Raw genomic sequence first — 25,886 nt, 5'->3', positions numbered from 1 at the left:
AGGGCGTATGCGGCGCGGTGGTTTAAATGCCACCGAGCGATTATCAGCCGCGAGGCCGCGACCGAGAGCGCGGTTTTCTCCTCCGTTTCGACCGTCTGTGGAGGGATCGGCCCGTTACGTTGATAGGTGCCCACCGCAAAGGGTCGGGTAGGCAATGCGGCGTGATTACTTCGAACTGACCGTCGAGGGCGTCGGCGACGACGCCGACGACCGGGCGATGCCCCTGGTCCGGATCGACTTCCACGGGCCGGAGGGGTTGTTGCGCGACCGGCTCTCGGACACGGACGGCGAACTGCTGGAGGCCGCCGGGGTCGACGTAGCGTTCCGGCTCCGAGAGCCGCTCGCGGACGCCGCCGACCCGGAAGGCGTGGTCGGCGTGACGAACCGGTACACCGGGGATTTCGTCTTGGAGCTCAACGAGACCGCGACGGACGTGCTCCCCTTCATCCACGCCGCGCGCGACGTCGCCGGCGACGAGGACGCCCGTTACCGCGTCGAGATCGATGTCGAGGGCGAGCGGCTCGCCTCGTACGACAAAGACACGTTCCTCGTGTACGACCACGAGGGGAATCTTCTTCGGAGCGAGAGCCTGATCCCCTCCGGCGTAGAGCTGTAGCGCCGGTCGCCCGCCGCTCACTTCTCCCGCGACCGCTCAGATACTCGACCGCTCAGATACTCACGTTGTCGCCGACGAGCCGTACCTCGTCGCCCGGCCGCAAGTCGAACACGCCGTCGCCGCGGCCGTCGTTGACGTCGCACTCCACGTAGCCGTGGCTCCCGACGGTGACGAGCCGCTCGCCGCGGTCGACCGCGCCGAACGTCTCCGCGACCGGCGTGAGCTCGCCGTTGACTCGGATCCAGTCGCTCCCGCGAACCAATTCGCCCGGAACGTTCGTGACGACGTTGCCGAACCGGTCGATCACGAGCACCTCGCCGTCGACGGCGACGGGGTCGCCGTCGTCATCGCGTTCGACGGTCGGCTCGGGAAACGCGATGTCGACGGGGTCGGTCGCCGGCGAGAGGTCGTCCATCGACGCGAGAGCGGTCGAGACACCCTCTGAGCCCGCTGTCGCCGGGCCGTCGTCGAGCGCCGCGCGGATCCGCGCCGCGACCGGCGCGAACACGTCGCGACCGTGGAACGTCGCGCTCGCGGGATCGTCGACGTCGACGACGAAGGCCTCCACGTCGGGGTCTCCTTCCCCCGCCTCCGCCGCCGTGCCGGCGAGCGCCCTCGCGGGGGGCATCGCGAGCCCGTTGTCGGGCGCGACGAGCACGTGGGCACCGGCGCGGACGACGAGGGCGTCACGGTCGGTGCCGACGCCGGGGTCGATAACGGCACAGTGGACGGCGGGCGGGAACTCCGGGAGGACGAAGCGCAGCCAGAAGGCGGCCGCCCGCGGGTCGCCGCGCGGCAGGTCGTGGGCGACGTCTATCATCTCGGCGTCAGTGCGCCGACGGACGGCACCCTTCATCGCGGCCGGGTACGGCGAGCCGAAGTCGGACGTAAGCGTGATCACGGGCGATCCGCCGTCCGGCTGAGTCTTAAAAGGGGGCGACTACGCGTCCATCGGCGGCTCGCCGTTCGTGTCGGTTTCGGCGATCCGGCGGATGCGCTCGACGCCGTCGATCTCCTCGATCACGTTAATGACGGTTTCGGGGACGAGTTCCTCCCAGTCGTGGCCGCGAATCATCCGTTCGCGCAGCTCCGTCCCCTCCAGTACGTCGCGGCGGAACATGGGAGAGCCGCGCACCTCGACGCCGGCCTCCTCGAACAGCCGGACGACGAGCGGGTTGTTCGAGTAGGCGACATCGAACCGCGGGGTCATGCTCTGGACGTGGCTCACCCACACGGAGTTGCGGTCGAGGTCCTCGATCGGGACGACGTAGGTGGTGATATCGAGGCGCTCGACGGCTTTCGTCACCATCATCACGCGCTCGCCGGCCGTGAACGGGTTCCGGGTGGAGTGCGAGTCGCCGGCGGAGCCGATCCCCAGGACGAGTTCGTCGACCTCGCCGGCGATCTCCTCGACCATGTGCCGGTGGCCCTCGTGAAACGGCTGGTACCGCCCGATATAGAACCCGCGCATGGATCCACGTTGGGCGGCCAGTATTTATAAACTCCGTGGGAACGCTCGAACGGCAATATCGGGGGCTGTAACCGCTCTCAGCGGCGTTTCCCCGGACCCGCACGGAACGCCCGCGGGGAGAAAGTATATCAGTAGCCGACCCTTCGTTTTTCTTAGCGATACTCGATTCTATGAGCAACGAAAAGGACGCGAACGACCCGCCGACTGAGGATCCCGAGAACCCGGACGAAACCGGGCTCGGAGACTCTGAATCGGCGGGGAACGGCGAGGACGCCCCCGACGACGTCGCTCCCGACGACGGCGCCCGCGTGCCCGACGAGGCCGGCGAGGCCGGCGAGGCCGAGGAGTCGGCGACCGGCGAGGAGCCGGACGAGGTCTGGGACGACGGGATCGTCGTCGACGATCCGGGCCCGGAGGACGCCGGAACGGGTCACGGCGAGGGGAACGACGCCACCCCCGAGGGTGTCACCGAAGAGAGCGAGAGCGGCGGCATCGACGAGCTCGGGAGCTCCGTCGAGGTCGAGGGTGCCGATATCGACGAGGACCCCGACGAGGACGACCTCCTCGGCGGACTCAGGATCGACACCACCGCCGAACTCGAAATCCCCGACCGCCTCGTCGATCAGGTGATCGGACAGGAGCACGCCCGCGACGTGATCATCAAGGCGGCCAAGCAGCGCCGCCACGTGATGATGATCGGCTCGCCGGGGACCGGGAAGTCGATGCTCGCGAAGGCGATGTCCGAGCTGCTCCCGAAAGAGGAGCTGCAGGACGTGCTGGTGTACCACAACCCGGACGACGGTAACAAGCCGAAGGTCCGGACCGTCCCCGCGGGGAAGGGCGACCAGATCGTCGACGCGCACCGCGAGGAGGCGCGCAAGCGCAACCAGATGCGGTCGCTGTTGATGTGGATCATCATCGCCGTCGTGCTGGGCTACGCGCTCATCATCGTCGGCCAGATCCTCGTCGGCATCATCGCGGCCGGGGTCGTCTACCTCGTCTTCCGCTACCTGAACCGCGGGTCGGACGCGATGATCCCGAACCTACTGGTGAACAACGGCGACACGAAGACGGCGCCGTTCCGCGACGCGACCGGCGCCCACGCCGGCGCGCTGCTGGGCGACGTCCGTCACGACCCGTTCCAGTCCGGCGGGATGGAGACGCCCAGCCACGACCGCGTCGAGGCGGGCGCCATCCACAAGGCGAACAAGGGCGTGCTGTTCGTCGACGAGATCAACACGCTCGACATCCGGAGCCAGCAGCACCTCATGACGGCGATCCAGGAGGGCGAGTTCTCGATCACGGGCCAGTCCGAGCGCTCCTCGGGCGCGATGGTCCAGACCGAGCCCGTCCCGACCGACTTCGTCATGATCGCGGCCGGGAACCTCGACGCGATGGAGAACATGCACCCGGCGCTCCGGAGCCGTATCAAGGGGTACGGCTACGAGGTGTACATGGAGGACACCATCGAGGACACCCCGGAGATGCGCCGGAAGTACGTCCGGTTCATCGCTCAGGAGGTCGCGAAGGACGGCCGCCTGCCGGAGTTCTCGGCGGAGGCGGTCGAGGAGATCATCCTCGAAGCCAAGCGGCGCTCCGGCCGGAAGGGTCACCTCACGCTGAAGATGCGGAACCTCGGCGGAATGGTCCGCGTCGCCGGCGACATCGCCCGCGGCGAGGACGCCGAGATGACCACCCGCGACCACGTGCTGCAGGCGAAGGGGCGCTCGCGCTCCATCGAACAGCAGCTCGCGGACGACTTCATCGAGCGCCGGAAGGACTACGAGCTGCAGGTCTCCGACGGCTACGTCGTCGGCCGCGTCAACGGGCTCGCCGTGATGGGCGAGGACTCCGGGATCATGCTCCCGGTGATGGCCGAGGTCGCCCCCTCGCAGGGGCCCGGCGAAGTGATCGCCACGGGCCAGCTGAAGGAGATGGCTCAGGAGTCGGTGTCGAACGTCTCCGCGATCATCAAGAAGTTCTCCGACGAGAACATCTCGGAGATGGACATCCACATCCAGTTCGTGCAGGCGGGCCAGCAGGGCGTCGACGGCGACTCCGCCTCTATCACGGTCGCGACCGCCGTCATCTCCGCGCTGGAGAACGTCGGCGTCGACCAGAGCCTCGCGATGACGGGCTCGCTGTCGGTGCGGGGCGACGTGCTCCCCGTCGGCGGCGTCACTCACAAGATCGAGGCGGCCGCGAAGGCCGGCTGCACCCGAGTCATCATCCCGCAGGCCAACGAGCAGGACGTGATGATCGAAGACGAGTACGAGGAGATGGTCGAGATCATCCCCGTCTCGCACATCAGCGAGGTGCTCGACATCGCCTTGGAGGGCGAGGCCGAGAAGGACTCGCTCGTCTCCCGGCTCAAGTCGATCACCGGCTCGGCCCTGAAGGAGGGGAGCGTCTCCGGTCCCTCCAGCCCGAGCCCGCAGTAGGGCTCGCTCCCACACCACACCGATGCCCGAGTGGGCGTCGTTCGCGCTCGCGACCGTCGCCCTGACGCTGCTGCTTCTGTACTTCACCCGTCGCTCTCAGCGCCTGCTGGCGCGGGCCCGGATCGTCGATTCTCGGACAGAGGTCGTTGACGCCGAGAGCGACGGCGAGAGCGACCTCGCATGCGCCGACGGCGAAAGCGGCCCCGAAAGCGATCCGTCCGAGGCCCGCCCGGTCCTCACGACGCGACTGCTCTTGGCCAACGCCGCCGCGTCGCAGGCGGGCGGGCTCGTCGTCCTAGCCGCCGTCGCGTGGTGGGCCGCAGTGCCGACCGCGGCGTTCGGGATCGGCGAGACGCATCCGACGCTCGGGGCACCGGCGTTCGCGTCGCTCGGTGTCTTCGAAGTCGGCGCCTTCGGGGTCGCCGCGGGGGTGGTCCTCGCCGCCGGCAACGAGGCCGCCGCGCGGCTCGGGGCGCGGGTCGGCGTCGCGCCCTCGGGCCGACTTCGGGCCGCGATGGCGCCCGGCACCGCCGGCGAGTGGGCCCTACTGCTCGGCGTCGCCCTCCCGATCGTGGCCGCCTTCGAGGAGGCGCTGTTCCGCGGCGCGCTGGTGGGCGCGCTCGCGGCCGGCTTCGCGATCGACCCGTGGCTCCTCGCGGTCGGGTCCTCGGTCGCCTTCGGACTCGGCCACGGGGCGCAGGGACGCCTGGGAGTCGTCGTCGCCGGGGCGCTCGGCCTCGCGCTCGCAGGGCTGTTCGCCGTCACGGGGAGTCTCCTCGTCCCCGTCGTCGCTCACTACGTCGTCAACGCCGTGGAGTTCGCCGTCCACGAGGGGCCGTAGCGGTCTCGCGACCGGAAGATGACCCCGTCCCCTTTTTATTCCGGCGGGGTCAACGGCGGACGATGAGCGGAAAACCGACCGTCGGCGAGTACATGACCCGCGATGTCGAGACCGTCAGCCCCGACGAGACGGTCGGGGTGGTGGCGCAACAGATGGCCGAGAGCGACGGTCACAACGGGTTCCCCGTCACCCAAGGCCGGACGGTCGAGGGGTTCATTTCGGCCGCCGACCTGCTGCTCGCCGATGAGGAGGCCCCCGTCTTCACCGTGATGTCCGACGACCTCATCGTCGCGCATCCGGAGATGAAAGTGACCGACGCCGCCCGCGTCATCCTCCGGTCGGGGATCCAGCGGCTCCCCGTCGTCGACGACGCCGACAATCTCGTCGGGATCATCTCGAACACCGACGTGGTCCGCTCGCAGATCGAGCGCGCCACGCCGAGCAAGGTGGGGAAACTGATGCGGACGCTCGAACAGATCCACGGCGTCGGTCTCACCGAGGATCGACGCGAGGTCCGGCTCACCGACCTCATCCCGACGCAGGCGCGGGTGTACGCCGACGAGTTGGAGGGGCGCCAGTACGAACTGGAACGCGGGCTGGCGGAGCCGCTCGTCGTCATCGACAACGGCGGGACGCTCCACCTCGCCGACGGCCACCACCGAGTGATGGCCGCTCACGAGGCCGGCATCGAGACGATGGACGCGTACGTGATCGTCCCCGAGCGCGCGGTCGACCTCGGGATGGCCAAGACCGCCGAGAAGGAGGGGCTTTACGACATCACCGACATCGAGATCGTCGACTACGCGCGCCATCCCCTCGTGGAGACGACGAAGCGGCTGCAGTGAGCGCGCCGTTCGACCGCGGGGGCTGAGGGGCGCGATCCGTCGGCGCGTCCGTCGACGACTGGGGGATTTTTGTAATTACGCCGATACGTATCCGGTATGGGATCACGCATTCGACGGGCACTCTCTCGGGCAACGCTCGCCGCGGTCGGCGGGGCCGGCGGCGCCGCGGTCGGCGGACTGATCAGTCGACAGGCCGCGAGCAGCGGCGCCGCTCTCGGCGCGTTCGCCGGCGCGACGGTCGCGGACGTCCGCTCCGATCCGAACGGGCTCCTCTCCGCGCTCCGGTCCGACGAGGACGAGGAGGCGCCCGACACGGCCGACGACGCCGCGACGACCGAGTGAGGCGTCGGCGAGCCACCGAGCGCCCGTGACCGTTCAAGAACGCCTATACGACCGGGACGAGTAGCCGCGGCTAATGACCGACACCGACGCCGAGGCGGGGTGGTTCGCGGGTCGCGCCGCGGTCGCCGCCGCTCGCGACCGGATCGCGAACGGCGAGGCCGATCAGCCGCGGGACTGGCCGGCCCTCGCCGTCGCGTCCGGGTTCGCCGACTCGACCGACGACTACTACGACCGACTCCACGAGGAGACCCTGGGGGCGACTCGCGAGACCGTCCGCGAGCGCGAGCGCGCCGACGACCAGCAGCTGATCCACGTCGTGCGGGCGATGGACGACTGCGAGCGCACCGCGAACGAACTGGCCGAGCGCGCCGCCGAGTGGGCGGGGAGTCTGTTCGACGACCCCGAGCCGGGAATCGAGGGCGCTCGCGCGGTGGCGGATCGCGAGCCCGACGGCGAACTGGAGCGCCGGGCGGTGTCGCTCGCGGGCCGAGTCACCGGACTCGCGGCCGAGCGCGACGCGCTCGCCGAGACGATCGACCGAATCGCGCCCGCGGTCGCGCCGAACCTCGCGGAGATGGCCGGGGCGGAGCTCGCGGCGCGGCTTATCGCGCTCGCCGGCGGGCTGGAGTCGCTCGCGAAGAAGCCCTCCGGCACCGTACAGGTACTCGGCGCGGAGGACGCCCTGTTCGCGCACCTCTCAGGTCGCGCGCCCTCCCCGAAACACGGGATCATCTACACCCACGACTACGTCCGGAACACCCGCCCCGAAGACCGGGGATCGGCCGCCAGAGCGCTCGCCGGGAAGCTGACGCTCGCGGCCCGGGTCGACTACTACTCGGGCGAGCGCCGGGCGACGCTCCACGAGGAGATCCGCGAGCGGATGGCGACGATCCGAGCGCGTGCGGAGGCCGAGAGCGACGGCGGCGCGGAGGGGGGCGCGTGAGCGACTCCGACCTGCCGGCGGGCGTCGAGCGCCGGGAGATCGCCGGCGAGACCCGGCTGGCGACACGCGGTCCGCCGGTGTACGGCGAGCCGACCGCGGACGGGTGGCGCGCATGGGACCCCAGACGCTCGAAGCTCGGCGGGATGTTCGAGCTCGGATTCGTCACCGGTCTGACCGGCGGCGAGACGGTGCTGTACCTCGGCGCGGCGAGCGGGACGACCGTCAGCCACGTCGCAGACTTCGCGGGGCCGACGTACGCGGTCGAGTTCGCGCCCCGGCCAGCGCGCGACCTCCTCGACGCCGCGAGACCGCGCGATCGGCTGTTCCCGCTGTTGAAAGACGCTCGGAAACCCGAGAGCTACGCGCACGTCGTCGAGGTCGACGTCGACGCGATCGTTCAGGACGTGGCGACGCGGGGGCAGGCGACCGTGGCGGCGCGGAACGCCCGGTTCCTCGCGGACGACGGTCGGCTGCTGCTCGCGGTGAAGGCGCGCAGCGAGGACGCCACCGCGGACCCGAGCGACGTGTTCGACGCCGCGCTCGACGAACTCCGCGAGACCTACGAGATCCTGGAGACGCGGCGGCTCGACCGGTACCACGAGGACCACCTCGGCGTCGTGGCGACGCCGCAGTGACCCCTCGGTGACGAAGCGGTGCCGAGACCACCTCGCCGGGGGTGTGCCTACCACCTCGACGAGGGCGCGCCTACCACGTCGGCGGCGAGAAGCCCGCGTCCTCCAGAATAGGTTTCCAGCGCTTCTGCACGGAGAGCCGGGAGACGTCCATCGCGTCGGCGACGGCGGACTGCGAGCGCTCTTGCCCGCGGATCAGCGCGGCGGCGTAGAGGCTCGCGGCGGCGGAGACGCGCTTCCCGCGCTCGTCGTCCGGCGCTCGGGACAAGAAGAGATCCGTCGCCGTCGAGAGCGCCTCCTCGTCGAGGTCGAGCGTCGCGCACGCGTCGTCGAGCCTGTCGATCCACGCCGCGTTGTCGACGCGATCGCTCGCTCGGTACATGGGCGTTCGTTAGACGGTACGGTATAAAAAGACCCCGCGGCGAAACTCCTCTGGCGGGAGCTTCCGACTGCCCCGTCCGTCGCCCTGAAGTCCGCGCCGCCCCTACCGCGGGTATGTCCACGCAAGCGTGGGACGAGACGCGGGTACGCGAGCTACACGACGAGTTGGTGTCGCTGTACGAGCCGGTGGACAGGGTGGCCGAGCACGGCGCCGACCCGACCGCCGAACCCGGTGAAGGCGTGCGTCAGCTGGTGACGACGATCCTCTCGCAGAACGTCGCCGACGCGAACACGAGCCGGGCGGCGGCGGCGCTGTTCGAGCGCTACGACGACTTCGCGGCCATCGAGGCGGCCGACCACGACGAACTGGCCGAGACGATCCGCGTGGCGGGCCTCGCCGACCAGAAGACCGCCCGGATCCAGCGCGCGCTCGCCGCCATCCGCGAGGAGACCGGCGGCGCCTACTCGCTGGCGTTCCTCGACGCGATGGCGACCGACGACGCCAAGGCGTGGCTCACGGCGATCAAGGGCGTCGGACCGAAGACCGCGAGCGTCGTCCTGAACTTCTACTTCGGGAAGCCGACGATGGCGGTCGACACCCACGTCGAGCGCGTCTCGAAGCGCTTCGGGCTCGTCCCGGAGTCGGCCTCGAACCAGGCGGCCCACGACGCGCTCGACGAACTCGTGCCCGACGAGCTGACCTACCCGCTCCACGTCCTCCTGATCCGGCACGGTCGAGAGCGCTGTTCGGCGCGCAACGGTGACTGCGAGAACCCCGTCTGCGAGCGCTACTGCGACTGCGAGTTCTGCGCCTGAGGGCCCCTCCCCCCGCGCGTGAGGCGAGCGCCTATACTCGTCCGCCCGATAGGAGCACACCCATGCACGCGCAGATCGGCGAGGTCCTGAGCGCAGTCCGGTGGGTCGACGGGCTCGCCGCCGAGTTCGTCGTCGCGGTCCGGACGCCGCTTCTGACCGAGATGATGACGTCGATGACCGGGCTCGGCTCCGTGACGGCCGGGGTCGTGTTCGTCGGGCTGTTCTACATCGCCGGCTGGCGCGAGGAGTTCGTCAGGAGCGTCGTCGCGCTCTCGCTGCTCGGCGTCGTCGTCTGGGTCCTGATGACGCTCGTCGAGCGGCCCTTCCCGCCGAATCCGATCTGCGTCACCGAGGGCGGCGCCGGGACCACGAGCTCGTTCCCCTCCGGCCACTCGGCCGCCGTCGCGGCGTACGCGGCGATCGCGTGGAACTCCGACGAGCTCCCGTTCGGGGTCGCCGCCGGCTTCGCCGGGCTGATCTCCTTCTCGCGGATCTACCTCGGTACCCACTACCTCTCGGACACCCTCTTCGGGATCGGGCTCGGGGTCGCCGCCGTGCTGTTCGCGGAGTGGCTCCTCGGCCGCGTCGGCGAGGAGGCGGTGCTCGATCGATTGCCGTTCGAGACGGAGATCTGAGGGTCGCCGCCGGACCCGGCGTCGGCGGGGCGGTAGCGACAACTATTTTTGAGCGACTCCGGTACGATACTCCGCGCGCGGGTTGCCGAGCCAGGCCAAAGGCGTAGCGCTTAGGACGCTATCCCGTAGGGGTCCGCCGGTTCGAATCCGGTCCCGCGCACTGAGCGAAGGAGCGAAGCGACTGAGCGAGAGAGCAGTAGCGGATTCGAGCCCTGGAAGTCGCGCGCAGCGTGCGACGCAAGCGAGCACGTCTTCCTCAGGTTCGAATCCGGTCCCGCGTATTTTGCGGCGAGCATCTCGTGAGCCGCAAATGGGTGCGAAGGATTCGAATCCTACCAGACGCGCGCAGCGAAGTGGGTACGTTTGGTTTCGGTTCGAATCCGGTGTCGATGAGGCCGTCCACTTCGCGGCGACCACTCCGTGAGCCGCGAGTGGTTTCGCCGTCGACGCCTCGATCCGCGACTCGTGGCCGTCGGCGATCCGCTCGGCAACGTGCCGGACCATCGTCCGCGGGGGCCGGAGCTCGGTGCGGCGGTCGGCCAATCCGGCTCTCCGATGGTCCGATCGTCGAGACGGCGGGGACGGACGGCAGTAGCCGAACGCCAGCGGGCCGCTCTGTCAGCTGCCGCGCGTGTTCCGTGCGAACTGCAGTGCAGACGCTCCCCCGCGATCGACTTGATCCGACCGGATTCGCCGACGCTGACTCCGCCGGAGACGGAACCTCTCGACGGATGCTCCACCCGGAAGTGGTCTCGCTGTGAACGAATTCGTTCACGAGTAGGAATACACCGCGTATTTGATCGGGAACGATCAGAACCCAAAATAGCGGATAGGACAGGTTTGAGCAACTTTTATGCTCTATAACAACCTTAGAAAGATTTTATTAGGTATAAAGTGTCGATATTAATTGAACAACCACCCACATGATTTATAATGTAGTAGATTGACGTGAGCGTTTGTATGCAAGACAAACACCACAGAACTCGTCGCCGCTTCCTCACGGGAGCCGGGGCGGCCGGTGCGGTGGCGCTTGCAGGATGCAGCGGTTCCAACGACGACGGATCGGACGGATCGGACGGATCGGAAGACGGCGGTGACGGCTCCTCCGGGGGGACGACCGGGTCCGGATCGGGGTCGATGGCCGACGAGATCGTCTTCTACAACGCCGGATCGCTGGAGTTCGACCCCGGGACGGAGGCGAACATCCAACGATTCCAAGAGGAGACGGGGATCAGCGTCGAAGTGAACGAGGTCCCGTGGAACAATCTCAAGACAAGCCTCACGACCATCTGGCGGAACGAGGATGATCAGGTGGACGCGTTCAATGGGCCGACGTGGTGGCTCGCCGACTTCGTGAACTCGGGCTGGCTCGAACCGCTCGAGCTCGAGAGCGGCCACATGTCCAAGTTCCCCAGTTCCCTCGTGGATCTCGTCCAGTTCGACGGACAGACCTACATGGCGCCCGAATTCGGGAAGTGGGGCAGCTACCTCTATGACCAGCAGTATCTCGAGGAGCAAGGGTTTGACTCCCCGCCGTCGACGTGGGACGAAATCCTCGAACAGGGCGAACAGCTGAGCGGTGGGGACAAGGCCGGGTTCGCGTTTACCTGGGCCGACAAGTCTGTGTTCAGCTTCAAGCAATTCCTCTACCAGGCGGGCGGCCGGCTGTTCAACGACAGCTACGAACCGGTGTTCGTGGAGGAAGGGACCGAAGTGTTGGAATTCTTCGGCCAGCTCCGCGAGCGAGACATCATTCCCGACGGCATGTCCAGTCTCGGCGAGGGCGGCGTCGGCGACAACTTCATAGCCGGCCAGTACGCGACGGTGGAGTCGTGGACTCCCCTCGGATCCCGCGCGCTCAACGAGTGGGGCGAGGGCCGGATCGCCAGCGCTCGACCTCCGGAGGGGCCGGAGTCCCGTGCGACGTTCCAGGACACCAACGGAATCAGTGTCTCCGCGTTCTCCGAACGCAAGGACGCCGCCAAGGAGTTTGCGCGGTTTATGACGACGCAGAGCTCGTCCAAGAACAACATGCTCGTCGAAGGGAATCCCGCCGTGGTCCCGGAAGTGTACGAGGACGACGAAATTCGGGAACAGTACCCCTCGTGGCTGCTTGAGGACATGCGGTTCAACCTCGAGAACGCCAAGAGCGAGACGTACATGGCTCAGCCGCAGGTGGACGACTACCTCAACGAGCAGATCACTCAAGCGCTCCTCGGCGAGAAGGAGCCGCAGACGGCGCTCGAGGACGCCTACTCTAACATCGAACGCCTCTATCAGGACATCGGCCTGATCTGAGGATCGACGGCCCTCTAAATTATTATGTCCGTTGAAAATAAGAAGCTCCGTCGGAAACTCGATAGGCTGTTCGTCCCCCTGACCGTCGGGCCGACGCTCGTCTGGATCGCGGCGATTATCGTGTATCCGACGGTGCAGTTGCTGCTCAGTAGCCTGCAGTTTCGGAACCCGATCACGAACGAGATGCAGTTCGTCGGGCTCCGTAACTTCCAGCGGCTCCTGTTCGCCAGAGAGGGGGGCAGCGCGGTACTCGGCGTGTTCAATCCGAACTTCGTTTCGTTCACTGCGAACACGGTCGTGTACGTCGGGTTCAGCGTCACCATCTCGTTCCTGCTCGGGTTGGGAATCGCGCTGTTGTTGAACAAGGACCTCAAGGGACGGGGATGGCTGCGGACCGCGGTCATCGTGCCGTGGATAATGCCCTACGTCATGAGCGGACTAATGTGGCGCTGGATGTTCCAGACCGAGTACGGCGCGATCAACGGAGTCTTGACCCAGTTCGGGATCATCGCCGATAACATCCCGTTCCTCTCAGACGGTACCTTGGCGATGATGGCGTTAATCGTCGCGGACGTCTGGGTGTTCACGCCGTTCATCATTATCATCCTCTTGGCGGGGCTCCAGAACGTCCCCGAGCAGCTGTACGACGCCGCGGAAGTAGACGGGGCCAGCCGATGGTCTCGGTTCTGGAACGTCACGTACCCCTTCCTGAAACCCTCGATTCTGGTCGCACTCACTATCCGCATCATCTTCGATATCCGGGCACTCGATCTGGTGTGGGTGATGACGGGCGGCGGGCCCGGAAAGGCGACCGAGGTGTGGGCGTCGTGGCTGTATCGAACCGCGCAGGTGTTCAACGAGCCCGGGCCGGGCGCGGCGCTCGGCGTCGTGCTGCTGGCGACGACGTTCGTCATCGTCGCCGTGCTGTACAGCGTCTTCGGTGACTCCCCCTACAACGCATGAGCACGAAACAGTCGACACTCAATCGGATCCGGCAGGCGCTCGGCATGGAGACGCAGAACGAATGGCCGACCGTGGCCCGCGAGCGACTGGTCACGTACGCGCTCCTCGGAATCTACGTCGTCGTGATCTGGTTTCCGATCTACTACATCTTCATCACGAGCATCAAGCCGTCGAGCGAGGTGCTATCCGTACCGATAACATTTATTCCGCAGCAACCAACAGTGCAAAATTACGTCGACATCTTCGCGAATCGGCCGTTCGAGCACTACACGTTCAACAGCGTGATCGTCGCGACGACGACGACGGTCATCTGCGTCACGCTCGGGACGCTCACCGGGTACAGCTTCTCGCGCTTCGATTTCTTTGGCAACAAGACCCTGTTGTTGTCGATCGTCGGAGCGCGAATGATCCCGCCGATCGCGCTCATCGTGCCGTTCTTCCAGATCATGTCGAATCCGCCGCTGATCGGCGGGTTCACCGGAAGCCTCTACGACACGCGCGTGGCGCTCATCCTCACGTACACGTTTTTCAATCTGCCGTTCGCTGTGTGGATAATGAAAAACTACTTCGACGGGGTTCCGGAGTCGCTCGACGAGCAGGCCAAGATCGACGGCTGTTCGACGTGGGAGGCGTTCTTCAAAATCATCCTCCCGATGGCGAAGCCGGGGATCGCTGCGACGGCGATCCTCGCGTTCATCTTCTCGTGGAACGAGTTTGTCTTCGCGTTGGTGTTGACGTCGTCCGAGGTCTCACAGACGCTTCCGATCGCGGTGTCGCTGTTCGTCGCGGACGACTTCGTCGACTGGGCGCACCTCGCGGCCGGCGGTATCATCGCCGCCCTGCCCGGGATCCTCTTCGGCCTGTTCTTCCAGCAATACATCGTGAGCGGACTGACCCAAGGCGCGGTCAAGGAGTGATTCAACATGGCTAACGTACACCTCAACGAGTTGGTAAAGGAGTTCGACGACGTCACCGCGGTCGACGGGATCTCACTCGAGATCCCCGACGAGAGCTTCACCGTCTTCGTCGGGCCGTCCGGGTGCGGAAAGACGACGACGCTTCGCCTCATCGCCGGGCTCGAGCGCGCGACCGACGGTGAGATCCGAATCGGCGAGGAGGTTGTCAACGACAGCCGAGCGTACGAGCGGGACATCGCGATGGTGTTCCAGAACTACGCGCTGTACCCGCACAAGACGGTCCGCGATAACATGCGGTTCGGCCTCGAACAGCACGACACTCCGGAGGAAGTGATCGAAGAGCGGGTCGGCGAGACAGCCGAGTTGCTGCAGATCGAGGAGCTGCTCGACCGACGCCCCGCCGAACTCTCCGGCGGCCAACAGCAGCGCGTCGCGCTCGGTCGCGCCATCGTTCGGGATCCCTCGGTGTTCCTGATGGACGAGCCGCTCAGCAACCTCGACGCGAAGCTCCGGGTCCAGATGCGTGCGGAGCTCAACAAGCTCCACGAGCAGCTCTCGACGACTACCGTGTACGTCACCCACGACCAGGTCGAGGCCATGACGCTTGCGGATCAGATCGCCGTGATGGACGACGGCCAGATACAACAGGTGGGAGCCCCGACACACGTGTACAGGAATCCCCGAAACATGTTCGTCGCCGGGTTCCTCGGCTCGCCGAGCATGAACTTCATCGAGGGAGAACTGGAAGCGGCAAACACGGGAAAACTACGGTTGGATCTCGGCATGCACGCGCACAACATCCCCGACGAGTACGCCGATCGGTTGAATGACCGCCTCGGCGAGCGGATCATCCTCGGGATCAGGCCGGAAGACGTGTCTCTGAGCCAGGACGGCGTCGCTGCCAACGTCCATCCGGGAACGGTGTTAGTCGTGGAGCCGCAGGGCGAGAAGACGGTGCTCGAGGTGGAACTCGAAACCGGGCAGACGGTCAAAGCCGCCGTCGCCCCGGACATGTCGGTCGAGACCGGCGACGAGGTGAACCTCAGATTCGACCGCGACTCGCTCCACTACTTCGACCCGGAGAGCGGCGAATCCCTGATCTACGATCTGAAGACGAAGGCGAAGGTGACATCATGACCGTGACTGCCCGCGACGACTCCTACAGTACGTCCCCCCCGCTGGTCGCGTTCGGAGGTGCGGTCCTGCTCGCGGTGCTTGCCCTGTTCAACTACGGGGCCGGAGTATACGGCGGCGCCGTCGCGAGCGCCCTCGGGGCCATCATGGCCGCGCTGTTCGGGTTGCTCAGCGAGTGAGATGCGACTACGAACCTCCATGATACAGACACAGATCCCCCGCAACCGACGGTCTGGAGGCGCACCCCACACGCGGAGTCGTTCGCTGTCACGAGTCGCGTCAGTCGGCCGAACGCTGCACGCGGCATATAACCGTATGCGACCCTTACGGCCCGCTGATGAGACCATCGTGATCGGAGAGTGTCCGCACGTCTAACATGTTACCTGAAGAACGCAGGGAGGAGATACTCAGAAAGGTCAACAAATCTGATCGGGTAACAGTCGAAGGGCTCACCGAGGAGTTCGGGGTCTCGGAGGCGACGATCCGGCGCGACCTGTCGTCGCTCGCCGAGGAAGGGCTCATCGAGCGGTTCCACGGCGGTGCGCTCCCGGTGTCTACTGCCGAGCGAAACGGCGCTGTGTCGGCCGAAAGCGCCGGGAGCCGACTGACACAGAAGACCGTCGCGAACTCTACGGCGAAGCGGGCGATCGCCGAGCGAGCCATCGACGAGCTGACCAACGGCGACGCGGTGTTGTTCGATACCGGACCGACCACCCTCGAAGTGGCTCGCTCGATCCCGGAGGAGCTCTCGCTTCTCGTCGCCACCAACTCCCCGGAAAACGCGTTCGAACTCCGGGGCACGTGCGGCGAGGTGAAGATCGTCGGAGACTCTCTCCGGTCGACGTCCGACGCGCTGGTCGGATCCAGCGGAGAGTCGTATCTCAAGAAGACGAACTTCGACGTGGTGTTCCTCGAAGCGGACGCGGTGCGAGACGACGGCGGGCTTTCCGTCTCGAACGAAGACGAGGCGCGACTGAAATCCCTGATGTGTGACGCCGGCCGGCACGTCGTCCTCGTCGTCGACGGCAGCAAGTTCGGCGCACAGAGCTTCCGCGAGTTCGCCACCGTCGAGAAGGTGGATGCGGTCATCACGGATATCACTCTGAGCGACGAGATGCGGAGCGTTCTCCAGCAGGCCAACGTCGACATCATCGACGGCCTGACGGATGAGACGTCGACGTGACAGCCGCCGTCGGATCTCGGAGCGGGTGACGGCGCGGTATCGACCCTCCGAAAACGGATACCGTGTACGTTGTCATGGATTGCTGGTTGCATCACGCATATGTGGGCGTGTCGTATCGGTTGTTCCATGGCTGGACCGCCGATCCACGACTTGCACTTCGCGGAGGAACCGAGCGTCGATCACGTCCCCGGTCCGAACTCGCGGCGCCTCCTCGACAGACAGGAGGCGATCGACAGCGGCGCGGTCGCGTATCCGAACGACATCCCGCTCGCGTTCGAGGAGGGGCGCGGCGCGACCCTGAAGGACGCGGACGGCAACGTCTTCCTCGACTTCTTCGCCGGCATCGGCGTCTACAACGTCGGCCACGCGAACCCGTACGTCAACGAGGGCGTCCACGAACAGATCGACAAGCTCACCCACTCGGTCGACTTCCCGACGGAGCCCCGGCTCGATCTCATCGACAAGCTCGACGAGATCGCGCCCGGCAGCCTCGCCGGCAACAGCCGATTCGTCTTCGGCGGTCCCACCGGGAGTGACGCCGTCGAGGCGTCGATCAAGCTCGCGAAGTACAACACGGGCGGCAACGGGCTGGTCGCGTTCCGGAACTCCTACCACGGGGCGACGACCGGCGCGATGAGCATCACGTCGAACAAGAAGTTCAAGAAGCCGTACGCGCCGCTCCTTCCCGACGTGGTGCACGCGCCGTTCCCGTACCCCTTCCGCGAGGGCCGGGGTCCCGAGGAGTCGGTCGACCGCGCGCTCGAAGAGGTCAGAGCGGTAATCGAGGAGCCGTACGGCGGCCTCACGGACCCGGCCGGTATCTTCGTCGAGCCGATCCAGGGCGAGGGCGGCGTCGTCGTCCCGCCGGAGGGGTTCCTGTCCGGGCTTCGCGAGATCGCCGACGAGAACGACCTCCCGCTGGTGTTCGACGAGATCCAAGTCGGGATGGGGCGCACAGGCGAGTGGTGGGCGTCCGAGCACTACGACGTGACGCCGGACGTGATGACGACCGCGAAGGCGCTCGGCGGCAACGGCCAGCCGCTGTCGGGGACGATGTACTACGAGGATCTGGACACGTGGGGGCCGGGCGACCACGCGGGCACCTACCGCGGCCACGTCCCCGCGATGGTCGGCGGGCTGCGCGCGATCGAGTACATCCAGTCGCACGACCTGCTCGACCACGCGACGGAGGTCGGCGCGTGGATCCGAGACCGCCTCCGCGACGCGGGCGAGGGCGATCCGGGACTGGGACAGGTCCGCGGGAAGGGGCTCTTCGTCGGCGCCGAGTTCGTCAGCGCGAACGGCGACCCGGACGACGACCGCGTCGACGCGGTCCAAGAGTACTGCTACGAGCACGGCGTCCTCGTCTGGACGGCGGGCCAGTACGGGAACGTCCTGCGGCTGCTCCCGCCGCTCGTCCTGACGCAGCGACAGGCGGAAGTCGGCACCGAGATTATCGCGGACGCGATCGCGGCGACCACCGAATAACGGCGTGCGACGCTGTTGGAATATCAACTCTCTTAAATACCCATTTCGCTCGCCGTCAGTACGGGTGGACTCAGGCACCGACGCGGAGGACTGATTGCTCGGTATCGCGTCAGAAACCGGCTCAATACCCGGAGGACGGACGCAGCGTTTGGCGGTGTTTTATAAATATCCTAACTCTTCGAGTCGCGTTTCAATCTCGTCGTCAAGATCCGCGCTTTCTAACGCCTGTTGATACTCCGCATGCTGGTCTTTACACGCGATAATCAATTGGCGGGCAGTGCGGAGTTTGAAAATAAGGTCATCATCCTCGATCTCCTCTTGTACAGAGGCTAACATCGTCTGGGCCGTGTCACAAACTAAACTGGGCATAAAACATCAATACTACCGTTTGACTTCAATCCTTGTATCAGATCTCGAAGAAAAGACTCTGAACCGACCCATCTGTACGCAGACTTCACCGAACGGTTAATTCACATATCTCGGTTAGAAACGAGACCTTGTGAAGCGTCGTATGATACCTTCGATGTGTCCGCACCAAGAGTCGCTACTGGAGCGACAGAGATTGTGACGAGTGGAAGTGGGTGTTGTGACTGTTCGGTCCAACGCTCTCGGCTCGACTCATCGATAGCCGTCCAAAATTCGTGTCTCGGAGCGGTGTCCCAACTCGATGAAAAAGTCCCCGAATAAACCTATAAAAATATATATTAAACCATATATAATTAATGACACCGAAAAGATATCCAAGAGATTAGACGGAGTCGTCTCACCGGCGATAGCAGATACAGAGATAACGATGATAAAGATCCCACCGAGAACGGCGATATCATACCATCGTATGATTTCGGTGATAGTGTCGCTGACGGTCTCCTCCATATGCGATATAATCTGTTTGTGGATTTGAACATTACACTCATTCCCAATTTTCCAAAACGAGGAGCATCATATATTGCGATCAAGTATCGTAGTCTATGTATGCAAGCCGTAAGCATCGGAAACTGTACATTCAGTGGCTGGCAGTGTATACGACCTCTGTACTACCCAATCCGAACAACATTCAGTACCACCGGCGCCTCCTGCTGAATACGCGCAGTGTATCTCGCACGGCTACAGAACCACCTCTTCGGTCTGGTAGCACCATTGGTGGTCACTTCGGACCGGTTGACGCCGGCTGTTTCACGCTGCGGTGCGTCTGAAAGGGAGGGTGTCAACAGAGTCCAGCGTGCCGTAATCGGGCAGCGCGTACGCCCTACACCGGCAGCGCCGATTCGGGCACCGTGCCGTCCTCGTTCCACCCACGGAGCTCGTAGTACGAGTCGATGGCGTCGTCGAGTCCGGGGAGTTCGTCCTCGTACGGGAGCCGGTCGTCGTCGCCGTCGATCCCGCGCCGGTTGTTGAAGTGGCGCTCTAAGGTCACGGTCCGTGCACCCGCCGCGAGCAGCTCCTCGAAGTCGGCGTCGAACAGCAGCTCGTAGCGCTCGGGCGTCATGAAGTCGCGGGAGAACTTACAGACGACGCCGCTGTCGTTGAGCGCCATCAGGTCCTCGCGCTGCACGAGCCGTTCGGCCTTCCCCTCGAACCCCGCGGGCTCCATGGCGTCCTCTTCCTCGACCAAGGGGTACTCCACGGAGTAGAACGTCGCGTACATGTGGTCCGCGCCGCGGTTCGCGACCGCGTACGAGAGGGCCTGCCCGTGGAGGAGTCGCCCCTCGTGGGCCGCGAAGTCCATGTTCTTCACCGACCAGTTCCCCACGCCGAGCTCGTCGTGTATCCGGCCGATCCCCTCCGCGAGCCGGTCGCCCACCCCGTCGCGGTGAGCGATCTGTTCGACGAGCTCCCAGATGAGTTCGCGATTGCCGAACTCGTCTTCGGCGTCGAGGTACGCGGCGATCGTGTTGCCCGCGGAGATCGCGTCGAGCCCGTACTCGTCACACAATCGGTTCGACTCCATCACGTCGACGATGTCGTCGACCCCGGAGTTCGAGCCGAACGCCATCGCCACCTCGAACTCCGGGCCCTCGGTCTCCACGCCGCGGGCCTCGTCACGGGTCGGGAGCTTGCAGGCGAACGCGCACGCCGAGCACGTCGCCTTCTTGTACTTCTTCTCCGCGACGGCGGCGCCGTTGATCCCCTCGACGCCCTCGAAAGAGCGCTCCGAGAAGTAGTACGACGGCAGCCCGTCCATCTCGTTGGCCAAGTCCATCACCGCGACCGTCCCCTGCTCTTTCATGATGTGGTCCTCGGTGGCTGCCTCGCGGTGAATCTCGTCGGCGGTCGCGTCGATCGAGAGATCTGGCGCCGAGTCGCCGCCGAACGTGACGGCCTTGACGTTCTTCGAGCCGAGGACCGCGCCCAGCCCGCCGCGGCCGAACGCGCGCTCCTCGGTCGTCATGACCGACGCGAACCGGACCTCGTGCTCGCCGGCGGGACCGATGACCGCCGTCTGCTCGCTGGAGACGTCTCGTTCGGCCTCCAGATAAGCGGTCGTCTCCGAGACGGTCGCTCCGGCGAGCTCCGGCACGGCTTCGAACTCGACCCCGTCGTCGCGCACGTGGACGGCGACCAGTTCGTCGCTCGCGCCGGCCAGTTCGATCGCGCCGTACCCCGTCGCCGCGAGGTGGCGCGACACGAAGCCGCCGGCGTTCGACGAGAGGAGCCCGTCGGTCAGCGGCGAGAGCGCGGTGCAGTTGGTCCGCCCCGTGAAGCTCATCTGGGACGCCTGCATCGGTCCGGTGGTGAACACGGCGCGGTTCTCGGGGCCGAGCGGGTCCGCGTCGAACGGGATCCGCTCGTGCGCGAGACGCGTCGCCACGCCCCGTCCACCGATGTATCGCTCCTGAACCGCCGTGATGTCCGTCTCGGACGCCGCCCGCTCGCCGACGTCGATCGAGAGCAGCGGCCCGGTACTGTGTAGCATGTCCGATCGTCCGGGAACGCAGTACAAAAATCCCGATCCAAAAGGAACGAATGGGAGAGGAATTTCGGGTCCTGAAAGGTCGTTCTGCGCGGCGGCGCTCCTCGATACGACGAAGCGATGCTTCGCGAATACGGTGGAGCCGCGGCGCAATGCGTACACAGTATGTGTTTCCAATCTACACGATAAATTTATGCTGCTGCTGGCTGATCGCCTCCGTAGACGCCCTGTTATCATGCCACGAGAACACATTTTCGACGAGGCCGAGTACGAGCGGCGGCTGGCCCGGACGAAAGAGCGGTTACGCGAGCGGAACCTCGACGCGATCGTCGTCGCCGACCCGGCGAACATGAACTACCTGACCGGCTACGACGGCTGGTCGTTTTACGTCCATCAGGCGGTCGTGGTCACGCCCGACCGCGACGAACCGATCTGGATCGGCCGCGACATGGACGAGGACGGCGCGCGGGCGACGACGCACCTCTCCGAGGACAGCATCCGCGCGTACAGCGACGACCACGTGCAGTCGCCGCGCGACCTCCACCCGATGGATTACGTCGCCGGCGTCCTCGAGGAGCTGGGCGTCGCGGACGGGCGGGTCGGGCTGGAGATGGACGCCGCCTACTTCACCGCGAAGTCGTACACCAGACTGCAGGGAAACCTCCCGGACGCCGAGTTCGCGGACGCGACGCTGCTCGTCGGCTGGATCCGGGTCGAGAAGTCGGACCGGGAGCTGGAGTACATGCGGCAGGCCGCCCGGATCTCCGAGAACGCCATGCGCGCCGGCCTCGACGCGGTCGGGGAGGGCGTCCCCGAGTACGAGGTCGCCTCCGCCATCTACCGGCAGCTGATCGACGGAACGGACGAGTACGGCGGCGACTATCCGGCGATCGTCCCGTTGATGCCGTCGGGCGACCACACGGGGACGCCCCACCTGACGTGGACGGACCGGCGGTACGAGGAGGGCGACCCGGTGATCATCGAGCTCTCGGGCTGCCGGCACCGCTACCACTCGCCGCTGGCGCGGACGACGTTCGTCGGCGACCCGCCGGCCGAACTGCAAGAGACCGCAGATATCGTCGTCGAGGGGCTGGAGGCCGCACTCGACGCCGCGGAGCCCGGCGTCACCTGCGAGAGCGTCGAGGAGGCGTGGCGGTCCACGATCGAGCAGTACGGGATCGAGAAGGAGGACCGCATCGGCTACTCGATGGGGCTCGGCTACCCGCCGGACTGGGGCGAGCACACCGCGAGCATCCGGCCGAACGACGAGACGGTCCTCAAGGAGAACATGACGTTCCACATGATCCCCGGCATCTGGACCTCCGAGGTCGGCATGGAGATCAGCGAGACGTTCCGCGTCACGTCCACGGGTGCGGAGGCGCTGGCCGAGTTCCCCCGCGAGCTGTTCACGACCTGACCGGGCTCTCCGCGGTCGGCCCTCTTAGTCCGGCGTGACCACCGCGTTCTCCAGCTCCTCGCCCGCGTCGAGCGCCGCGACGTTGTCCGCGACGATGGCGGCCAGCCGGTCCCAGTGCTTGGGCGTGTGGCCGCCGGTGTGCGGGGTGATCAGGCAGTTCTCCAAGTCCCAGAGGACGTGGTCCGACGGGAGCGGCTCGGGGTCGGTCACGTCGAGCGCGGCCCCGCGGATGCTCTCGGTCTGGAGCGCAGAGACGAGCGCGTCGGTGTCGACGAGCCCGCCGCGGGCCGCGTTGACGACGACCGCGTTCGGCGGGAGGGTCGCCAGCTCCGCCTCGCCGACCATCCCGCGAGTCAGATCGTTCAGCGGGCACGCGAGCACGACGTAGTCGCTCCGGGCGAACGCCGCGTGGATATCGTCGTCGTCGAAGCCCAGCACCTCGTCCGTGGGGCCGCCCTTCTCCGGCGTGTAGCGGATCCCGATCGTCTCCACCTCGAACCCGGCGAGCCGCTGGACGACCGCCTGACCGATCGAGCCGAGGCCCACGACGGTGACCGTGCTGTCGGTGAACTCGCGCGACTGGAAGTGGCGCCACTCGCCGTTCGCCTTCCGGCGGAACCCCTCGTGGAGGTCCCGCGCGAACACGAGCATGTTGGCGATCGACTGCTCGGCGATCCCCGGCGCGTGGATGCCGCCCGCGTTCGTCACCGTCACGCCGTGCTCGCGCAGCGCGTCGGTCGGGACGTGGTCGGTGCCGGCGAAGGTGCACGCGAACAGCTCCAGCCGGTCGGCGCGCTCGAGGAGGTCGGCGTCGAGCGTGATGCCGGTCACGACGCGGGCCTTCGGAACGAGGTCGCGCTCCTCGGCGGGCGTCCGCGCGAGCGCGACCGTCCGGTCCGGGAGCCGGTCGCGGAGCGCGTCCGCGTACGACGCCATCGACAGTCCTTCGGTTCCCTCCCGCAGCACGACGACGTCCGGGTCGGCGGTCTGGTGTGAGCTCATGAGCGGTGGGCGCGTCGAAACGACGCGTTGACGGATCAACGCGAGGGGGATTCTTAGCTTTTTGTGTACCCTACGTACACGACAATTGTGTACAATCAGCTACGCTTAAGACGGTCGAGTGAGAGAGCCACTCGCATGAACGAACCGATCCGCGATCGGCTCGCCAGCGTCCGCCGACGATTCCACCGCCACCCGGAGCCGGCGTGGCGCGAGTTCCTCACGACGGCGACGCTCGCCGAGGAGATCCGGGCGATCGGCGTCGACGAGCTCGCGATCGGCCCGGACGCGTACGACCCGGCCGACCGCATGGCCGTCCCCGAAGCGGACCTCACTCCGTGGATCGAGCGCGCCCGCGACCGCGGCGCGGACGCGGAGCTGCTCGACCGCATGACCGGCGGGAACACCGGCTGCGTCGCCGTGCTTGACCGGGGCGAGGGCCCGTCAATCGGGCTCCGCGTCGACATCGACGGGCTGTTCATCGAGGAGTCGACCGACCCCGACCACGACCCCGTCGACGAGGGGTACCGCTCCGAGATCGACGGGACGATGCACGCCTGCGGTCACGACGTCCACATGACGTGGGGGCTCGCCGTGCTGGAAGCGATCGCCGAGAGCGACTTCGCCGGGCGGCTGGTCGTCTTCTTTCAGCCGGCCGAGGAGACCGGCGGCGGCGGGCACCCGATGGCCGAGAGCCGGTTCGCGGACGACCTCGACTACCTGCTCGCCGTCCACGTCGGGCTCGATCACCCGACGGGCGAGGTGGTCGCGGGAATCGAGAAGCCCCTGGCGATGGCGCACTTGGACGCGACGATCGAGGGGACCTCTGCACACGCCGGGAAGGCGCCGAACGAGGGCGACAACGCGATGCAGGCGATGGGGACGGCGATCGTCAACGCGTACGGCATCGCCCGGCACGCCGACGGGATGACGCGGGTCAACGTCGGCTGGGCCCAGGCGGGCACCGCGAGCAACGTCATCGCCGAGCGCGCGGAGATGGAGGCCGAGGCGCGCGGCGAGACGACCGAGCTGATGGAGTACATGAAAGAGCGGTTCGAGACCACCGTGCGCGCCGCGGCGACGATGCACGGCTGTCGCGGGACCGTCGACGTGGTGAGCGAGTCGCCGCGCGCGGACAGCGACCCGGAGCTGCAGGCGCTGGTGACCGAGATCGCCGAGGACGTCGACGGCGTCGACACCGTGATCCCGGCGGCGGACTTCGGCGCGAGCGAGGACGCGACGTTCCTGATGGAGCGCGTGCAAGAGGAGGGCGGGCTGGCGACGTACCTCATCGTCGGCACCGACCACCCGACGAGCCATCACACGCCGACGTTTGACGTCGACGAGCGGAGCCTCCGGCACGGCGTGGACGTGCTCGTCGGCGCGATTCGGGACCTCGAACGGCGCCACCCCGTTCCGCGGGCGGAGATCCCCGCGGACGCGGGTCCGAACCCCGAATGACGAGGGGGACCCGACCGCCGCGACGCGGGCGGCGGGGAAGACGCGCCGCGCGTGACGGCCGGCGACGTCGCCGAGCGGTCGATCGCTGACGGGGACCGCTCATCGAAGCCGAGCGAGTCTCTCCCGGCGTTCCCACCCTCTGTAGCCGCCGCGCTCCTCTGTCGTGCGTCTGTTCTTCAAAAATAGTGATGATTAAATCAATATATAATGTACTTTCTGAGAGAATATATTAAGAATTCAAATTTCTTATCCGTATGTAGGTCTAATCGTTGACCGTAATGGATATTAATAAGACGAACCGCGAAAGCGGACCCGAGCGACTGAAAGACAACCCGCGACCCGAAGACCTCAAGGCGGTGACCAGCCCGGCCGCCCGCCTGCTGGCGTGGCTGCGCTCCTGATATCTCGCTTCCCGGTCTGAATAGCGGTCGCGAGTCGGAGGAGAGCCGAGCGACGTCAACGCGAAACGGACGCGCCCGTCGTCCCGACTGCGCCCTCCGTATCTCGCACGGCGTTTTTCGGAGATGCCGAATAAATCGGAGGGCGGATCGACGCGCGAGTCCCTCGCACGAATCGAAACGGGCCGGGACGTCTCACCGGCGGAGGATTTCAGCGAAGCCCGCCTGCCGGTTCCAGCCCGTCAGTTCGCCGCCGCGCTCGCGCTCACGGCGTCGATCGCGTCGAGGAATATCCCGGTTCCGAGCGCGATCTCGCGTTCGGTGGCGTCGAGCGGCGGTAAGAGTCTGATCGTCTTCTTCCCGCAGCCGAGCGTCAGGAGCCCGCGGTCGAGGGCGGCCTCGACGACCGCGGAGCGACGCTCCGGCGTGTCGAACTCCACCGCGAGCATCAGCCCCTTGCCGCGGACGTCGACGACGGTGCCGGGCGCGTCGTCGCGGAGGAGTTCTTTCGCCTGCCGCCCCCGACGAGTCGCGTTGGCCAGCAGGTCGTGTTCCTCGATCGCCTCCAGCGTGAACGCCCCCATCATCGAGCCGAGGAGGTCGCCGCCGCCGAACGTGGAGCCGAGGCGGTTCTTCTCCGACGGGAACAGCTCCGACCGGGAGATCGTCGCGCCGACCCGTAACGCCTTCGCGGCCGCGATGACGTCCGGCTCGATGGCGTAGTGGTCCGCCGCCCAGATCTCGCCCGTGCGGC

The 25,886-nt window shown here is 66.4% G+C and carries 25 protein-coding genes and 1 tRNA gene; 20 read left to right on the top strand and 6 right to left on the bottom strand.

All coding sequences use genetic code 11. The features are described 5' to 3' along the window. The first annotated feature begins 154 nt into the window (after positions 1–154). Positions 155–616 carry a DUF5793 family protein gene (locus tag OQF71_RS04795; RefSeq protein ID WP_280586152.1) on the top strand — a complete coding sequence of 154 codons (462 nt, stop codon included), beginning with the start codon at positions 155–157 and terminating at the stop codon, positions 614–616. Positions 617–668: 52 nt separating this feature from the next. Here OQF71_RS04795 and OQF71_RS04790 read toward each other — a convergent pair whose 3' ends face one another. Beyond that, positions 669–1,517, bottom strand: a complete 849-nt coding sequence (locus tag OQF71_RS04790) for an SAM-dependent chlorinase/fluorinase (protein WP_280586150.1) — start codon at positions 1,515–1,517, stop codon at positions 669–671. Between the two features lie 39 nt (positions 1,518–1,556). Further along, the gene (locus OQF71_RS04785) at positions 1,557–2,087 is read right to left on the bottom strand and encodes a nicotinamide-nucleotide adenylyltransferase (protein WP_280586149.1); all 531 of its coding nucleotides are present in this window, start codon (positions 2,085–2,087) and stop codon (positions 1,557–1,559) included. Positions 2,088–2,257: 170 nt separating this feature from the next. Between OQF71_RS04785 and lonB the strand changes: the two genes are divergently transcribed. The 6 genes from lonB (at position 2,258) to OQF71_RS04755 (ending at position 8,134) form a co-directional block, all read left to right on the top strand. After that, positions 2,258–4,528: an ATP-dependent protease LonB gene (gene lonB / locus OQF71_RS04780; protein WP_280586147.1), complete on the top strand. Its 2,271-nt coding sequence runs from the start codon at positions 2,258–2,260 to the stop codon at positions 4,526–4,528. A 22-nt stretch (positions 4,529–4,550) separates the two neighbouring features. Next, entirely contained in the window at positions 4,551–5,369 is an 819-nt protein-coding gene (locus OQF71_RS04775) for a CPBP family intramembrane glutamic endopeptidase (protein ID WP_280586146.1), read from the top strand. Between the two features lie 62 nt (positions 5,370–5,431). Further along, positions 5,432–6,214 carry a CBS domain-containing protein gene (locus OQF71_RS04770; RefSeq protein ID WP_280586145.1) on the top strand — a complete coding sequence of 261 codons (783 nt, stop codon included), beginning with the start codon at positions 5,432–5,434 and terminating at the stop codon, positions 6,212–6,214. Between the two features lie 96 nt (positions 6,215–6,310). Next, entirely contained in the window at positions 6,311–6,556 is a 246-nt protein-coding gene (locus tag OQF71_RS04765) for a hypothetical protein (protein WP_280586144.1), read from the top strand. Between the two features lie 73 nt (positions 6,557–6,629). After that, positions 6,630–7,499, top strand: coding sequence for an NOP5/NOP56 family protein (locus OQF71_RS04760; RefSeq protein ID WP_280586143.1), 870 nt, complete (start codon positions 6,630–6,632; stop codon positions 7,497–7,499). Continuing rightward, positions 7,496–8,134: a fibrillarin-like rRNA/tRNA 2'-O-methyltransferase gene (locus tag OQF71_RS04755; RefSeq protein WP_280586142.1), complete on the top strand. Its 639-nt coding sequence runs from the start codon at positions 7,496–7,498 to the stop codon at positions 8,132–8,134. The genes OQF71_RS04760 and OQF71_RS04755 overlap by 4 nt, the downstream gene beginning before the upstream one ends. 70 nt (positions 8,135–8,204) lie before the next feature. Here OQF71_RS04755 and OQF71_RS04750 read toward each other — a convergent pair whose 3' ends face one another. Further along, complete coding sequence (locus OQF71_RS04750) at positions 8,205–8,513, bottom strand: transcription initiation factor IIB family protein (protein WP_280586141.1); 309 nt, start codon at positions 8,511–8,513, stop codon at positions 8,205–8,207. A 113-nt stretch (positions 8,514–8,626) separates the two neighbouring features. Between OQF71_RS04750 and OQF71_RS04745 the strand changes: the two genes are divergently transcribed. The 10 genes from OQF71_RS04745 (at position 8,627) to OQF71_RS04700 (ending at position 17,946) form a co-directional block, all read left to right on the top strand. Next, the gene (locus OQF71_RS04745) at positions 8,627–9,328 is read left to right on the top strand and encodes an endonuclease III (RefSeq protein ID WP_280586140.1); all 702 of its coding nucleotides are present in this window, start codon (positions 8,627–8,629) and stop codon (positions 9,326–9,328) included. Positions 9,329–9,390: 62 nt separating this feature from the next. After that, positions 9,391–9,963, top strand: a complete 573-nt coding sequence (locus tag OQF71_RS04740) for a phosphatase PAP2 family protein (protein ID WP_280586139.1) — start codon at positions 9,391–9,393, stop codon at positions 9,961–9,963. A gap of 75 nt (positions 9,964–10,038) precedes the next feature. After that, positions 10,039–10,123: transfer RNA gene (locus tag OQF71_RS04735), tRNA-Leu, on the top strand. 800 nt (positions 10,124–10,923) lie between these two features. Further along, the gene (locus tag OQF71_RS04730) at positions 10,924–12,261 is read left to right on the top strand and encodes an extracellular solute-binding protein (protein ID WP_280586138.1); all 1,338 of its coding nucleotides are present in this window, start codon (positions 10,924–10,926) and stop codon (positions 12,259–12,261) included. A 24-nt stretch (positions 12,262–12,285) separates the two neighbouring features. Then, positions 12,286–13,224, top strand: a complete 939-nt coding sequence (locus OQF71_RS04725; protein WP_280586136.1) for a sugar ABC transporter permease — start codon at positions 12,286–12,288, stop codon at positions 13,222–13,224. Then, the gene (locus OQF71_RS04720; RefSeq protein ID WP_280586135.1) at positions 13,221–14,141 is read left to right on the top strand and encodes a carbohydrate ABC transporter permease; all 921 of its coding nucleotides are present in this window, start codon (positions 13,221–13,223) and stop codon (positions 14,139–14,141) included. Before OQF71_RS04725 ends, OQF71_RS04720 begins: the two co-directional genes overlap by 4 nt. Before the next feature lie 6 nt (positions 14,142–14,147). Next, the gene (locus OQF71_RS04715) at positions 14,148–15,278 is read left to right on the top strand and encodes an ABC transporter ATP-binding protein (protein WP_280586134.1); all 1,131 of its coding nucleotides are present in this window, start codon (positions 14,148–14,150) and stop codon (positions 15,276–15,278) included. Beyond that, the gene (locus tag OQF71_RS04710; RefSeq protein ID WP_280586131.1) at positions 15,275–15,454 is read left to right on the top strand and encodes a hypothetical protein; all 180 of its coding nucleotides are present in this window, start codon (positions 15,275–15,277) and stop codon (positions 15,452–15,454) included. Before OQF71_RS04715 ends, OQF71_RS04710 begins: the two co-directional genes overlap by 4 nt. Before the next feature lie 197 nt (positions 15,455–15,651). Continuing rightward, entirely contained in the window at positions 15,652–16,458 is an 807-nt protein-coding gene (locus tag OQF71_RS04705) for a DeoR/GlpR family DNA-binding transcription regulator (RefSeq protein WP_280586129.1), read from the top strand. Positions 16,459–16,584: 126 nt separating this feature from the next. Beyond that, positions 16,585–17,946 (top strand): aspartate aminotransferase family protein, encoded by a 1,362-nt coding sequence (locus tag OQF71_RS04700; RefSeq protein ID WP_280586126.1) that lies wholly within the window; start codon positions 16,585–16,587, stop codon positions 17,944–17,946. A gap of 1,246 nt (positions 17,947–19,192) precedes the next feature. Here the strand turns inward: OQF71_RS04700 and OQF71_RS04695 are convergent. Continuing rightward, positions 19,193–20,860, bottom strand: a complete 1,668-nt coding sequence (locus OQF71_RS04695; RefSeq protein ID WP_280586125.1) for an aldehyde ferredoxin oxidoreductase C-terminal domain-containing protein — start codon at positions 20,858–20,860, stop codon at positions 19,193–19,195. A 232-nt stretch (positions 20,861–21,092) separates the two neighbouring features. On the opposite strand from OQF71_RS04695, the gene OQF71_RS04690 reads away from it, so the two are divergent. Then, a complete protein-coding gene (locus OQF71_RS04690) occupies positions 21,093–22,274 on the top strand; it encodes a M24 family metallopeptidase (protein ID WP_280586124.1) in 1,182 nt (393 codons plus the stop codon). Between the two features lie 24 nt (positions 22,275–22,298). Here the strand turns inward: OQF71_RS04690 and OQF71_RS04685 are convergent, their stop codons facing one another. Beyond that, positions 22,299–23,276 carry a D-2-hydroxyacid dehydrogenase gene (locus tag OQF71_RS04685; protein ID WP_280586123.1) on the bottom strand — a complete coding sequence of 326 codons (978 nt, stop codon included), beginning with the start codon at positions 23,274–23,276 and terminating at the stop codon, positions 22,299–22,301. Between the two features lie 135 nt (positions 23,277–23,411). On the opposite strand from OQF71_RS04685, the gene OQF71_RS04680 reads away from it, so the two are divergent. Together OQF71_RS04680 and OQF71_RS04675 are read left to right on the top strand one after the other, a co-directional pair. Next, complete coding sequence (locus OQF71_RS04680; protein WP_280586120.1) at positions 23,412–24,734, top strand: amidohydrolase; 1,323 nt, start codon at positions 23,412–23,414, stop codon at positions 24,732–24,734. Between the two features lie 278 nt (positions 24,735–25,012). Further along, positions 25,013–25,135, top strand: coding sequence for a hypothetical protein (locus OQF71_RS04675; protein WP_280586119.1), 123 nt, complete (start codon positions 25,013–25,015; stop codon positions 25,133–25,135). Positions 25,136–25,374: 239 nt separating this feature from the next. Here OQF71_RS04675 and OQF71_RS04670 read toward each other — a convergent pair. Beyond that, a partial coding sequence (locus OQF71_RS04670) for an aminotransferase class III-fold pyridoxal phosphate-dependent enzyme (RefSeq protein ID WP_280586117.1) occupies positions 25,375–25,886 on the bottom strand: 512 nt, incomplete at its 5' end.

The organism is Halorubrum sp. Boch-26, assembly GCF_029889805.1.
GTDB lineage: Archaea > Halobacteriota > Halobacteria > Halobacteriales > Haloferacaceae > Halorubrum.
This window is presented reverse-complemented; position numbering and strand designations above follow the sequence as displayed.

Excerpts from the sequence above, each read along its gene's own strand:
- OQF71_RS04775 (WP_280586146.1), top strand. The coding sequence starts at position 4,551 with ATGCCCGAGTGGGCGTCGTTCGCGCTCGCGACCGTCGCCCTGACGCTG.
- OQF71_RS04700 (WP_280586126.1), top strand. The coding sequence starts at position 16,585 with ATGGCTGGACCGCCGATCCACGACTTGCACTTCGCGGAGGAACCGAGC.
- OQF71_RS04745 (WP_280586140.1), top strand. The coding sequence starts at position 8,627 with ATGTCCACGCAAGCGTGGGACGAGACGCGGGTACGCGAGCTACACGAC.
- OQF71_RS04750 (WP_280586141.1), bottom strand. The coding sequence starts at position 8,513 with ATGTACCGAGCGAGCGATCGCGTCGACAACGCGGCGTGGATCGACAGG.
- OQF71_RS04770 (WP_280586145.1), top strand. The coding sequence starts at position 5,432 with ATGAGCGGAAAACCGACCGTCGGCGAGTACATGACCCGCGATGTCGAG.
- OQF71_RS04680 (WP_280586120.1), top strand. The coding sequence starts at position 23,412 with ATGAACGAACCGATCCGCGATCGGCTCGCCAGCGTCCGCCGACGATTC.
- OQF71_RS04715 (WP_280586134.1), top strand. The coding sequence starts at position 14,148 with ATGGCTAACGTACACCTCAACGAGTTGGTAAAGGAGTTCGACGACGTC.
- OQF71_RS04695 (WP_280586125.1), bottom strand. The coding sequence starts at position 20,860 with ATGCTACACAGTACCGGGCCGCTGCTCTCGATCGACGTCGGCGAGCGG.
- OQF71_RS04760 (WP_280586143.1), top strand. The coding sequence starts at position 6,630 with ATGACCGACACCGACGCCGAGGCGGGGTGGTTCGCGGGTCGCGCCGCG.
- OQF71_RS04795 (WP_280586152.1), top strand. The coding sequence starts at position 155 with ATGCGGCGTGATTACTTCGAACTGACCGTCGAGGGCGTCGGCGACGAC.
- OQF71_RS04740 (WP_280586139.1), top strand. The coding sequence starts at position 9,391 with ATGCACGCGCAGATCGGCGAGGTCCTGAGCGCAGTCCGGTGGGTCGAC.
- lonB (WP_280586147.1), top strand. The coding sequence starts at position 2,258 with ATGAGCAACGAAAAGGACGCGAACGACCCGCCGACTGAGGATCCCGAG.
- OQF71_RS04685 (WP_280586123.1), bottom strand. The coding sequence starts at position 23,276 with ATGAGCTCACACCAGACCGCCGACCCGGACGTCGTCGTGCTGCGGGAG.
- OQF71_RS04730 (WP_280586138.1), top strand. The coding sequence starts at position 10,924 with ATGCAAGACAAACACCACAGAACTCGTCGCCGCTTCCTCACGGGAGCC.
- OQF71_RS04675 (WP_280586119.1), top strand. The coding sequence starts at position 25,013 with ATGGATATTAATAAGACGAACCGCGAAAGCGGACCCGAGCGACTGAAA.
- OQF71_RS04720 (WP_280586135.1), top strand. The coding sequence starts at position 13,221 with ATGAGCACGAAACAGTCGACACTCAATCGGATCCGGCAGGCGCTCGGC.
- OQF71_RS04725 (WP_280586136.1), top strand. The coding sequence starts at position 12,286 with ATGTCCGTTGAAAATAAGAAGCTCCGTCGGAAACTCGATAGGCTGTTC.
- OQF71_RS04710 (WP_280586131.1), top strand. The coding sequence starts at position 15,275 with ATGACCGTGACTGCCCGCGACGACTCCTACAGTACGTCCCCCCCGCTG.
- OQF71_RS04765 (WP_280586144.1), top strand. The coding sequence starts at position 6,311 with ATGGGATCACGCATTCGACGGGCACTCTCTCGGGCAACGCTCGCCGCG.
- OQF71_RS04690 (WP_280586124.1), top strand. The coding sequence starts at position 21,093 with ATGCCACGAGAACACATTTTCGACGAGGCCGAGTACGAGCGGCGGCTG.
- OQF71_RS04785 (WP_280586149.1), bottom strand. The coding sequence starts at position 2,087 with ATGCGCGGGTTCTATATCGGGCGGTACCAGCCGTTTCACGAGGGCCAC.
- OQF71_RS04705 (WP_280586129.1), top strand. The coding sequence starts at position 15,652 with ATGTTACCTGAAGAACGCAGGGAGGAGATACTCAGAAAGGTCAACAAA.